Origin of the sequence: Methylobacterium sp. Leaf102, assembly GCF_001422425.1 — a bacterium.
In the GTDB taxonomy this organism is placed as follows: Bacteria; Pseudomonadota; Alphaproteobacteria; order Rhizobiales; family Beijerinckiaceae; genus Methylobacterium.
Genome location: NZ_LMMX01000001.1, coordinates 124,533 through 136,309, shown reverse-complemented (window position 1 = coordinate 136,309; position 11,777 = coordinate 124,533). Strand labels below are relative to the sequence as shown.

The 11,777-nt window shown below is 69.4% G+C and carries 11 protein-coding genes; 9 read left to right on the top strand and 2 right to left on the bottom strand.

Annotated elements, in window-relative coordinates; translation table 11 throughout:
- Positions 1-24: 24 nt before the first annotated feature.
- A complete protein-coding gene (gene rpmH / locus ASF27_RS00570; RefSeq protein WP_055947927.1) occupies positions 25-159 on the bottom strand; it encodes a 50S ribosomal protein L34 in 135 nt (44 codons plus the stop codon).
- 339 nt (positions 160-498) lie between these two features.
- Here rpmH and ASF27_RS00565 point away from each other — a divergent pair, with 339 nt between their 5' ends.
- A complete protein-coding gene (locus ASF27_RS00565; RefSeq protein WP_056356948.1) occupies positions 499-1,026 on the top strand; it encodes a DUF1465 family protein in 528 nt (175 codons plus the stop codon).
- A 79-nt stretch (positions 1,027-1,105) separates the two neighbouring features.
- Here ASF27_RS00565 and ASF27_RS00560 read toward each other — a convergent pair whose 3' ends face one another.
- The gene (locus ASF27_RS00560) at positions 1,106-3,541 is read right to left on the bottom strand and encodes a glycogen/starch/alpha-glucan phosphorylase (RefSeq protein ID WP_244474311.1); all 2,436 of its coding nucleotides are present in this window, start codon (positions 3,539-3,541) and stop codon (positions 1,106-1,108) included.
- Positions 3,542-4,014: 473 nt separating this feature from the next.
- Here ASF27_RS00560 and mdcA point away from each other — a divergent pair, with 473 nt between their 5' ends.
- The 8 genes from mdcA to glgA all read left to right on the top strand — a co-directional run bounded on the left by mdcA (position 4,015) and on the right by glgA (position 11,766).
- Positions 4,015-5,661: a malonate decarboxylase subunit alpha gene (gene mdcA / locus ASF27_RS00555; protein ID WP_056265932.1), complete on the top strand. Its 1,647-nt coding sequence runs from the start codon at positions 4,015-4,017 to the stop codon at positions 5,659-5,661.
- A gap of 9 nt (positions 5,662-5,670) precedes the next feature.
- A complete protein-coding gene (gene mdcC / locus ASF27_RS00550) occupies positions 5,671-5,988 on the top strand; it encodes a malonate decarboxylase acyl carrier protein (RefSeq protein WP_056356942.1) in 318 nt (105 codons plus the stop codon).
- Positions 5,985-6,911 carry a biotin-independent malonate decarboxylase subunit beta gene (locus tag ASF27_RS00545; RefSeq protein WP_056356940.1) on the top strand — a complete coding sequence of 309 codons (927 nt, stop codon included), beginning with the start codon at positions 5,985-5,987 and terminating at the stop codon, positions 6,909-6,911. Before mdcC ends, ASF27_RS00545 begins: the two co-directional genes overlap by 4 nt.
- Entirely contained in the window at positions 6,898-7,623 is a 726-nt protein-coding gene (locus ASF27_RS00540; RefSeq protein WP_056302635.1) for a biotin-independent malonate decarboxylase subunit gamma, read from the top strand. The genes ASF27_RS00545 and ASF27_RS00540 overlap by 14 nt, the downstream gene beginning before the upstream one ends.
- Positions 7,616-8,251 (top strand): malonate decarboxylase holo-[acyl-carrier-protein] synthase, encoded by a 636-nt coding sequence (mdcG, locus tag ASF27_RS00535; RefSeq protein ID WP_056356937.1) that lies wholly within the window; start codon positions 7,616-7,618, stop codon positions 8,249-8,251. Before ASF27_RS00540 ends, mdcG begins: the two co-directional genes overlap by 8 nt.
- Complete coding sequence (mdcB, locus tag ASF27_RS00530) at positions 8,245-9,084, top strand: triphosphoribosyl-dephospho-CoA synthase MdcB (protein WP_056356933.1); 840 nt, start codon at positions 8,245-8,247, stop codon at positions 9,082-9,084. Before mdcG ends, mdcB begins: the two co-directional genes overlap by 7 nt.
- Positions 9,081-10,004 carry an acyltransferase domain-containing protein gene (locus ASF27_RS00525; protein WP_056356931.1) on the top strand — a complete coding sequence of 308 codons (924 nt, stop codon included), beginning with the start codon at positions 9,081-9,083 and terminating at the stop codon, positions 10,002-10,004. The genes mdcB and ASF27_RS00525 overlap by 4 nt, the downstream gene beginning before the upstream one ends.
- A 250-nt stretch (positions 10,005-10,254) precedes the next feature.
- A complete protein-coding gene (gene glgA / locus ASF27_RS00520; RefSeq protein ID WP_056171691.1) occupies positions 10,255-11,766 on the top strand; it encodes a glycogen synthase GlgA in 1,512 nt (503 codons plus the stop codon).
- Positions 11,767-11,777: the final 11 nt, after the last annotated feature.

Sequence of the window (11,777 nt, the reverse complement as noted above, 5' to 3'; positions counted from 1 at the left end):
GGCGGCACGGCACCCCAGTCGCTCTCAGGCCGACAGCTTCTTGCGGCCGTGGGCGCGGCGGGCGGCGATGACCTTGCGGCCACCGGCGGTCGCCATGCGGGCACGGAACCCATGGCGACGCTTACGCACGAGCTTGCTGGGCTGATAGGTTCTCTTCACGGCACGATCTCCGATGGCCAAGGATGGGTGCCGCAGGCTTCACCGCCAGTGCAGGCCCCGTCACTCGTCCAGAATGTGTCTGCAAGCGCGAAGAGCGCCCAGAAGGGCGCCGCGTCGCGATGGCGCGGCTTATGGCGGATGGCCGGCGCCGAGTCAACGCGCATCGGCGGATCGAAGGCCGTGGAACAGGCTGCCTGCGCGCGCTCAAGTTAAGGTTAACTTTAGGTGAAAGAGGCGCTCGCTCGTTCGCGGCGTTAGCATTGCGGACCATCGAATGAAAGCGGCGGGATTGTCCCCGATCGGGACGATGGACCGACGAAGCGCCGCACGGGAGGCACGATGAACGGATTCGACGTCACGATTCGGGACGAGCGGGACTGGGTCAGTTTCGGTGATACCTATGTGGGCTCCGATGCCTTCAAGACGCTGTTTCGCGAAGGCATGACCATGGTGGAGGAGGCGGCGGCCTATCTCGATGGCGAGGGCCGCGACGAGTCGCGCCTGATGTCGCGGGACGGCACCCTCAGCTACGCCAGCGAGACCATGCGGCTGACCACCCGCCTCATGCAGATCGCGTCCTGGCTCCTGGTGCAGCGCGCCGTCGCCGAGGGCGAGCTGACGCCCAACGAGGCCTTGGAAGAGAAGACCCGGGTGCGCCTCGCCACCCCCGATCCGTTCAAGGCGGACGTCTTCGGGATCCTGCCGGCCCGTCTGCAGGACCTCATCGTGCGCTCGCGCCGGATGCATGCCCGCATCCTCCACCTCGATGGGCTGATCACCGACGAGCGTCCGGCGCCTGTCGCGATCGCGAGCCCCGTCGCCGCGCAGCATACCCTGCTGCATGCGGCGTTCGGGACCGCACACTGAGATCTGCGAAGTGACGATACCCCGGCCGATGGGGATCGGCCGGGGTGTCCTGTTCTAAGGAAGATCGGATGCCTGAGCGTCAGGCGACCCGAACGCGCCAGATCTCGGCGGCGTATTCGCGCATGGAGCGGTCGGACGAGAACCAGGCCATCCGGGCCGTGTTGAGGATGGCCGAGCGCCACCACGCGGCCGGATCGTTCCAGGCCGTGTCGACGGCCCGCTGGGCGCGCCAGTAATCCTCGAAATCGACGGTCAGCAGGTAGCGGTCGTCGTGGACGAGGCTGTCCACGATGGGCCGGAACCGAGCGGGATCGTCGGGCGAGAATCCACCCGTCCCGATGAGGTCGAGGGCGGCCGCGAGGCGCGGCGAGGCGGCGATGGCGGCCCCGGCGTAGTCCGGCTCGTTCATGCGGGCTTGCACCCCAGCCGCGTCGAGGCCGAAGATGAAGATGTTGTCCGCACCGACATGGTCGCGGATCTCGATGTTCGCGCCGTCGAGGGTGCCGATGGTGAGGGCACCGTTCAACGCGAGCTTCATGTTGCCGGTGCCGGACGCTTCCATGCCGGCGGTGGAGATCTGCTCCGACAGGTCGGCTGCCGGGATGATCGCCTCGGCCAGAGACACCGAATAGTTCGGCAGGAACACCACCTTGAGGCGCCCGGCGACATCGGGATCGTCGTTGACCACCCGGGCGACGTCGCAGGCGAGCTTGATGATCAGCTTGGCCTGGACGTAGCTCGGCGCGGCCTTGCCGCCGAAGATCTTGACCCGGGGCGTCCAGTCCCGGTGCGGCTCGGCCTTGATCGCCTGATAGAGTGCCACCGTCTCGATGACGTTGAGAAGTTGGCGCTTGTACTCGTGGATGCGCTTGATCTGTACGTCGAACAGGCTCGACGGATCGATGGTGACGCCCGTGCGCTCGACCACCACCCGGGCCAGCGCCTCCTTGCGGGCGCGGCGCATGGACCGGTAGCGGTCCTGGAAGCTGGTGTCCGAAGCGTGGTCGGCGAGCCCGGTCAGCAGCTCGGGATTGTCGAGGACGCCGGCGCCCACGGCTTCGACGGCGAGGCGCGTCAGTTCCGGATTGCAGTTGTGCAGCCAGCGGCGGAAAGTGATGCCGTTGGTCTTGTTGACGATCTTGTCCGTATCGAGGGCGTGCAGATCCTTGAAGACCGTCGAGCGCATGAGGTCCGTGTGCAGGGCCGAGACCCCGTTGACCCGCCGCGCGCCGAGGAAGGCGAGGTGACCCATGCGCACACGCTTGCCGTTGGCCTCCTCGATGAGGGACACGGAGGCGAGCTGCGCCGCATCCGCTCGGCCGTGCCGGCCCTGCTCCTCGAGGTGCATCCAGTTGATGAGGTAGATGATCTGCATGTGACGCGGCAGCACGCGCTCCATCAGCTCGACGGACCACGTTTCCAAGGCCTCGGGCAGCAGGGTGTGGTTGGTGTAGCCGAGCGTGTTGGTGGTGACGTGCCAGGCGTCTTCCCAGTTGAAGCCATGATCCTCCAGGAGCAGGCGCATCAGCTCCGGCACGGCGATGGCCGGATGGGTGTCGTTGAGCTGGATCGCGGCGTGGTCGGGCAGGGTGCGGAGATCGCCGCGCTCGGCCGCGTGCCGGCGCACGAGATCCTGCAGGGACGCGGAGGTGAAGAAGTACTCCTGGCGCAGGCGCAGTTCCTGGCCGGAATCCGACGAATCGCTCGGATACAGCACCCGTGAGATCGCCTCGGCCCGGGACCGCGCGGCCACGGCGCCGATATGGTCGCCGCCATTGAAGCGTGCGAGCTCGACGGGCGCTTCCGCTTCGGCCTTCCAAAGGCGCAGGGTGTTCACGTGGCGCCCGCGCCAGCCCACCACCGGCACGTCGTGGGCCACCGCCTGGACCGTCTCGGCCGGGTGCCAGTGACGGCGAATCACGCCCTCGGACACGGCCGACATGGTGACATGGCCACCGAACCCGATGGTGTAGGTCGCCTCCGGGCGGACGAATTCCCAAGGGTTGCCCTCGGCGAGCCAGGTCTCCGGGGCTTCCTTCTGCCAGCCATCCTCCAGGGATTGCCGGAACAGGCCGTGGTCGTACCGGATGCCGTAGCCGATGGCCGGGATCGAGAGGCTCGCCATGCTTTCCATGAAGCAGGCGGCGAGGCGCCCGAGGCCGCCATTGCCCAGGGCCGCGTCGGGTTCGGCGCCCTCGACGGTGTCGAGGTCGACGCCGAGGTCGCGCAAGGCCGCGCGCGTTGTCTCGACGAGGCCGAGATTGTTCATCGCGTCCGACAGCAGACGGCCGATGAGGAATTCGAGGGAGAGGTAGTAGACCCGCTTGTTCGGCACGGATTCACCGTTCGCCATACAGGCATCGACGATCCGGTCGCGCAGTGCCAGGGCGGTCGCGGCGAACCAGTCGCGTTCGCGGGCGTTCTGCGGGGTCTTGCCGATGGCGTAGGCGAGCTTGGCGAGGATCGCTTCGCGCAGGTCGGCCACGGCGTCGCCCGATGTGGAGACGACGGGCAATGTGCGCGCGACCGCCCGGTGGACGCTCGCCTGACCGGATGCGTCCTCACCGGTCTCGGGTGCGATGAGCTTCTCATTCAACACGTGTCGATCCCCCTCATGCTTGCAGGCGCGCGGCCGGTCGCTTGAGCGCGAGCCCCCGAGGTATCGCCTCCATGCGGGCGTGCGCCTCGGGGTTTCGCGGTTGCCACCTGTTGAATCGCGCTACGGGTCGCTTCTCTCGGCTGGTCTGCGAGAGCCGCTCCCGTCTCCGTGATGCGTTCGGACCCTGAGGTCCGACAACACCGTGCGTCGCATCGAATCCGCACGGGAATGAGACAGGGATAGGTTGAAGGTTCGATGAATGCGGCGGAAACGCGCAGTCAGCGGCCACATTGTGCGAGAGCCGCCCAGTCCCGTATGCACTGCCTTGCCAATTGCATACAAAGAGCTGCATGATTGCATATTAGCTATCCGCTTCACGGAGGCCGACCATGAGGGACTGGGCGACGCAAGGGAGTGCCCGCGCGGCGCGCATCGCGGCCGGCGCCCCCTTCGCGCGCGGCAAGGTCGTCGCCCTGTCCGATCTCGCGCCCTTCCTCGAAGCGGTCCTCCGACCGGGGGACAGGGTGTGCCTCGAAGGCGACAACCAGAAGCAGGCCGACGTCCTGGCCGACGCCCTGGCCGAGGTCGACCCGGGGGTGATCCACGACCTCCACATGGTGCAGTCGGGCATCGTTCTCCCGTCCCATCTCGACGTGTTCGAGAAGGGGATCGCGCGTCGGCTCGACTATTCGTATTCCGGCCCGCAGGCGGCGCGCATCGCCCGGATGCTCTACGGCGGACAGATCGCCCTCGGTGCGGTTCACACCTACCTCGAGCTCTTCGCGCGCTACTTCATCGACCTGACGCCGCAGGTCGCCCTGATCGCGGCAGTCAGCGCCGACCGCGACGGAAATCTCTACACCGGCCCCAACACCGAGGACACGCCCACCGTCGTCGAGGCCACGAGCTTCAAGGACGGCCTCGTGGTGGCGCAGGTCGGCCAGATCGTCGACCGGGTGCCCCGCGTCGACATCCCCGGCGACCGGGTCCATTTCGTGGTCGACGCGGGCAAGCCGTTCTACGTCGAGCCCCTGTTCACCCGCGATCCCGCTGCCATCACCGAGACCCAGATCCTCACGGCGATGCTGGCGATCAAGGGCCTCTACGCGCCCTACGGCATTCGCCGACTCAACCACGGCATCGGCTTCAACACCGCCGCCATCGAGCTGCTGCTGCCGACCTACGGCGAAGCGCTCGGTCTGCGCGGACAGATCTGCACCCACTGGGCGCTGAACCCGCACCCGACCCTGATCCCCGCCATAGAGGCCGGTTGGGTCGAGCAGATCCACTGCTTCGGTTCGGAAGTCGGGATGGACGATTACATCGCCGCCCGGCCAGACATCTACTTCACGGGCTCGGATGGGTCGCTACGCTCCAACCGGGCCTTCTGCCAGACCGCGGGCCTCTATGCCTGCGACCTCTTCATCGGCTCGACCCTGCAGATCGATCTCTCGGGTCACAGCTCGACGGTCACCACCAACCGCATCGCGGGCTTCGGTGGGGCGCCCAACATGGGGTCCGACCCACGCGGCCGGCGCCATCCGAGCGTGCCCTGGCTCAAGGCCGGTGCGGAGGCCGATCCCGATACGCCCGCCCCCTTGCGCCGGGGCCGCAAGCTCGTGGTGCAGATCGGCGAGACATTCGGGGATGCCAACGTACCCCTGTTCGTCGAGCGGCTCGATGCCCTCGCGCTCGCCGAGACGCTCGATCTGCCGCTCGCGCCCGTGATGGTCTACGGCGACGATGTCACCCACATCGTCACCGAGGAGGGCATCGCCAATCTCCTGCTGTGCCGCAACGTCGACGAGCGCGAGCAGGCGATTCGGGGGGTGGCCGGCTACACGGAGATCGGGCGCCGGCGCGATGCCGGCATGGTGGCGCGCCTGCGCGAGCGCGGCGTGATTCGCAGGCCGGAAGATCTCGGCATCGACCCCCTCGACGCGGACCGTAGCCTGCTCGCCGCCCGCTCCATCAAGGATCTCGCCCTCTCGTCAGGCGGCCTGTACCGGCCGCCGAGCCAATTCCGCAACTGGTGACGGTGAAGCATGGAACGCCTCAGCTACACCCTCGACGCGCCGATCCCCGCCGGGGGCACCAAGCCCCAGGCCCTCGTCGGGATCGTCGCCTCCGGTAATCTGGAAGTGCTGCTGGAGCGGGTGCTCGCGCCCGACCGGTGCACCATCGAGATCGCCACGGCCGCCCATGGCTTCGGCGAAGTCTGGACCGCCGTGGTGGCGGATTTCGTCGCCCGTCGCGGTGCGGGAGGCCTGCGCATCGCCATCAACGACGGGGGCGCCCGGCCCGACACCGTCGCCCTGCGCCTCGCCCAGGGCGCACGGCTCATTGCCGGAGACATGCCGTGAACCCCGCCGCCGCGCCTCGCCCCTTCGAGCCGGAGGCCTTGAGCTGGTACGAGGGCAGCGCCCGCCAGCGCGTCGCCGCCCTCGTCGATCCCGGCAGTTTTCACGAGGTCGTCGGTCCCGAGGAACGGGCGACGAGCCCGCATCTCGCCCTGTTCGACCTGCCCGAGCAGTTCGACGACGGCATGATCGTGGGAAGCGCGACCCTCGACGGCACCGAGGTTCTGGTCGCCGCCCAGGAGGGACGTTTCATGGGCGGGGCCGTGGGGGAGGTTCACGGGGCCAAGCTCGTAGGCCTGCTCCGCGCCGCCAAGGCTCTCCGCCGCGATGTGCTCATCCTGTTCGACACCGGCGGCGTGCGCCTGCAGGAAGCCAATGCAGGCGAGACGGCCATCGCGGAGATCATGCGGGCCCTGATCGAAGCGCGTGGTTCCGGATCGCGCGTGGTCGGCCTCGTCGGTGGGCGTTCGGGTTGCTACGGCGGCGGCGGGCTCATCGCCGGCTGTTGCTCGGCCCTCATCGTCACCGAACAAGGACGCATCAGCGTCACGGGCCCGGAGGTGATCGAGACCAATCGGGGCGTCGAGGAGTTCGATTCCCGCGATCGCGCACTGGTCTGGCGCACCATGGGGGGTAAGCACCGCTACCTCCTCGGTGGCGCGGACGCTTTCGTCGACGACGGGCCGGGCGCGTTTCGCGCGGCGGTGCAGGCGATCCTGGCAAAGCCCGACCGCCTCGATCTCGCGACCCTCGACGCCGAGCAGGCGCGGCTTGAGCGGCGGCTCGTCCGCTTCGGTACCGCCAGTGATGCGGTCGCGGTCTGGTCGATTCTCGGGGTCAAGGACGCACCCGGCGTTCCGGGCCTGTCCACGCAGGCGTTCCACGCCATCGCCACCTGCCGGGAGAGTGCCGATGACGCTCGCTGAGATCCTCGCCGGACTGTTTCCGGACGGCCATGATGTGGCTGTCGCCGATGGGCTCATCCTCGGCACCGGGCGGCGCGCCGGCGGCAAGCCCGTCCATGTGCTCGGCCTGGCCGAGGGCACACCCCTCGGCATCGAGGGAGCCTTGACCCTGGCGGGGCGGGTCCTCGCCATCGCCCGCTCCGGCGACGGTGCGCCGATCCTGATGCCCGTCGATTCGTCCAGTCAGCGCATGAGCCGGCGGGACGAGCTCCTCGGTCTCAACGAGTACCTCGCCCACCTCGCCAAGGCACTGATGCTCGCCGAGGCGGAGGGGCACCGGACCCTCGGCCTGCTCTACGGCCGCAGCGCCGCCGGGGCCTTCATCGCCACGGCGCTGGCCACCGGCCACCTCGTCGCCCTGCCGGGCGCCCACCCGGAGGTGATGGACCTGCCCTCCATGGCCCGGGTCACGAAACTCTCCCTCGACGTTCTCACCGAGAAGGCCCGTGCGACCGCGGTGTTCGCCCCGGGCCTCGACAATCTCGTCCAGACGGGGGCGATCCACGAGACCTGGGACCCGCGGAGATCCCTGGCCGAGCAGTTGGAGGCTTGCCTTGCAGCGCCACAGGCCTCTGGCGATTGTCGCGACCGTCTCGGGTGGGAGCGCGGCGGTCGGACTCGGGCTGCCGCCATCGCCGAGCGGGTTGCGGCGCGCGTCGCGGACCATGCCTGAGGCGCTCGGGCGCCATCAGATGGTCCGGGTCGCCCCCGCCGCCTGGCGCACGCTCCTCATGCGGCGGCCCGAGTACGATGGCCTGCCCTACGTCGCCGACTGGGCTGAACGGAACTGGCCCCTGGTCGTCCGGCGTCCCGCCGGCGGCGAGGCGGGTATTCCCCTGGGGCTGCCCCTGCCACCCGCTCAGGGCAAACGACGTCTGTCCTTCGTGCTGGAGGCGTCCGCGCTCCGTGCCATCGCACCTCCGCCCCGTCTTGCCGAGGCCGCGCCCGCGGCGCCGCCCGAGTGGCAACCGACCCTGCGACGCCTTCTCGATCTCGACCCCGAGGCACGGACTTTCGGCGGCCTCGCCTGGCAGCACCTCACGGGCCTTTCCTACCTGTCGCCGACGTCCGACATCGATCTGCTGTGGCGCCTCGACGGGGCGCCCGAGGCGCTCCTCGCCGGTCTCTCGACCATCGCCAGCGAGGCCCCCATGCGGATCGACGGCGAGTGCCTCGGAGCCAACGGGATGGCCGTGCACTGGCGCGAACTCGCCGAGGGGATGCCCGAGATTCTGGCGAAGGATGCCCGCGGCGTGAGCCTCGTCGCCCGCTCCGATTTCCTCGCGGGTGCCGGATGCTGAGCGCCGCGCGGGTGTCGGCGCTCTCCACACCGGCTGACGCGCTCGCCGCAACGGCCGTGTCCTGCCTGCGCCTCGAGGTCGCCACCTACCCGAAGCCGGGCCTCGTCAGCCACGTCGATCCGGGCGCCCATGCGGACATGGATGCGGCCCTGCTGAACCGCAGCGCCGACACCCTGGAGCCGTACTTCGCCGATCTCGCAGAGGCCGGCGGGCGGGGCGCCGGCATGGACACCCTGAGGGCCATCGGTCTCGCGGCCGAGGCGGCGATGCTCGCGGCCACAGGCGGGGTGAACACCCATCGCGGCGCGATCTTCGGTCTGGGCCTCCTCGTGGCCGCGGCCGGATTCCGCGACGCCTCTGGCGATCGCCGACGCCTCGGGCGTCTCGTCGCCGACCGTTGGGGCGCCGCCATCGCGAACGGTCCCGTCCCCCTCTACAGCCACGGTTCCGTCGCCTTGCGACAATACCGGGCCGGCGGTGCGCGACGCGAGGCAGCGCTCGGGTTTCCGACCCTCTACGCCCTCGGACTCCCGGCTCTGCGCGAAGCCGAGGCCATACGATCCGATGACCCGGAAGCCGTGCGGGTGCAGCTCTGCCTCGCCCTCATGGCCGGCGTGGAGGACACGAACCTTCTGCATCGCGGTGGTGCCGCGGGCCTCGCCTACGTGCAGGGGGCCGCCCGCGCGTTTCTCGCGGCCGGCGGCATCGCATCTGCCGACTGGCGGGCGCGGGCACAGGCGCTGCACATCGCCTTCACGCGCCGCAACCTCAGTCCGGGCGGCTGCGCCGATCTCCTCGCCATGACCTTGTTCCTCGACGGGGTGGGGCCATGACGTTGGCCCTGCTCTGCTCCGGTCAGGGGCTGCAATCGCCCGATCTGTTCGCCTTGACGGCGGATGCCCCCGCCGCCGCGCCGATCTTCGCCCATGCCGCCGCGTATCTCGGGTGCGATCCGCGCAGCCTCGTGGCGCAGGCCGATCCAGCGGAACTCTACGCCAACCGCATCGGGCAGATCCTGTGCGTCACTGCCGCCCTGGCCCTGGCAGAGTGCGTCGCCGACATTCTCCCACGGCGCTGTGTCGTCGCCGGCTACAGCGTCGGCGAGATGGCGGCTTGGGGCGTTGCCGGAATCTGGACGCCGGAGCAAGTCCTCGGCCTCACCGCTGCGCGGGCCGAGGCCATGGACGCGGCGAGCCGCCCCGGCCAGGGGCTCGCCGCCATCCGTGGCCTGCCGCGTGCGACCCTCGATCCTCTCGTGGCGCGTCATGCCTGCGCAATCGCCATCCGCAACCCCGCGGACCTGTTCGTGGTCGGCGGCATGGGTGACGCTCTCGATGCCCTGTGCGCCGAAGCCGCGCGGATGGGCGCGGCGCGGGCGAGCCGGTTGCACGTCGGGGTCGCCTCGCACACGGCCCTGCTCGAACGGGCCGTGGACCCGTTCCATGCGCAGCTCGCCCCCGTACCCGTGCGCCGGCCCATCACAGGCCGGATCCTCCTGAACGGCACGGATGGCACGCCGATCTTCGACGCCGGACGATTCCGCGGTGCGCTCGCCCGACAGGTCGCGACCTTCGTCGATTGGACTGCCTGCCTCGATGCCGTGGTCGAGCGCGGCGCCGAACGGAGCCTCGAACTCGGTCCGGGCCACGCCCTGGCGGACATGATGCGGACACAAGCGCCGCAGCTCGCCGTTCGCTCGGCCGATGCCTTCCATACGCTGAGCGGTCTGCGCGCCTGGATTGCCGAAACCTGATCCGTCGTTTGCCTCGCCTTCGCGCCGGGCCTTCGGCATTCGGTCGCGGCCATCGTCCTGAACCGACCCTGAATTCGACGGGCTGCGACCGTTTGCGCCGCACCAAAAGCAAGGAATTCGTAACCGAAATCGTGGCTTGGATTGTGCATCGCAACGGAACCATTTACCAATCGGGGCGTTCACGATGCCGACGTCAGCCACGGGTTGTTTCGCCCTGCACGTCCAAGGTGCCCGGAGCGGCAAGGATAAAATGACGTCTGCGGCGACTGCTCACTCCGCCTCCGCCCGTGGCCTTCTCGGCCAGACGATCCCTCCGCTGCATCAGCCCCGCATCCTGTTCGCCACGCCCGAGATGGCGGATTTCGTGAAGACCGGCGGTCTCGGCGAAGTCGCGGCGTCCCTGCCGCGGGCCCTGCGGCGGCACTACGACATCCGCGTCCTCATCCCCGGCTACCGTCAGGTGGTGGATCGCTTCGACCACATCCCCGTCGTCGCGCAGTTGCCCGGCCATGCCGGTGTGCCGCCCTGCGAACTCGGCCTGGTCGAGAGCGCCGACGGCCTCCAGATCTACGTCGTCCTCAGCCCCGAACTCTACCAGCGCGACGGCACGCCCTACGGCGACGGGCAGGGCGATTTCGCCGACAACGACATCCGCTTCGCCCGCCTGAGTCTCGCCGCCGCCGAGATCGCTCGTGGCGTCGATCCGGCCTGGGCCGCCGACCTTCTCCACCTCAACGACTGGCAGGCGGCCCTCGCCCCGGCCTACCTCGCCTGGTCCGGAGTGCGGGTGCCGAGCATCCTCACGGTGCACAACCTCGCCTACCAGGGCCTGTTCCCGCACGAATCCCTCGGCCGTCTCGGCGTCCCGGACCACGCCTTCCAGATGGACGGCGTCGAGTTCTACGGGCAGCTCTCCTTCCTCAAGGCCGGCATCTACTACGCCTCCCACGTCACGACAGTGAGCGACACCTACGCCCGCGAGATCACGACGCCGGACGCCGGCTGCGGCCTCGACGGGTTGCTGCGCACCCGCGCGTCCCAGGGGCGGCTGGCCGGTATCCTCAACGGCATCGACGAGAGTTGGGACCCGCGCACGGATCCGTACCTCGCCACCCGCTTCGAGGCCGACGACTGGAAGGGCAAGCGCGCCAATGCGGAGACCGTCCGCCGCCAGTTCGGCCTGGCCGTCTCACGCGGACCGCTCTTCGCCATCGTTTCGCGCCTCGTTCACCAGAAGGGCATCGACCTCAGCCTGGCGGCCGCCGACACCATCGTGGCGGAGGGCGGCCAGCTCGTGGTCATCGGGCAGGGCGAGAGCCGGTTCGAGGGGGCCCTGCGCGATCTCTCCCGCCGCCATCCCGACGCCGTCGGTGTCCATGTCGGGTTCAACGAGCAGGATGCCCGCCGAATGTTCGCCGGCAGCGACTTCCTGCTGATGCCGTCGCGCTTCGAGCCCTGCGGTCTGGCTCAGATGTACGCCCAGCGTTTCGGCTCGCTTCCCATCGTCCATCGTACCGGCGGTCTCGCCGACACCGTCGAGGACGGCGTGACCGGCTTCACCTTCGGCGATGCGTCGGCGCGCGGTTTCTCCGGCGCCATTCGGCGGGCCCTCGACACCTTCGGTCAGAAGAAGCGCCTCAACGCCATGCGCCGCACCGCCATGTCGCGCACCTTCGGCTGGGACGAGGCCGCGACCACCTACGCCTCGCTCTACGCCCGCGCGTTCGGCAATGGCGCCGGCCTGCGGGCCCGCGCGGCCTGATGCGATAACAC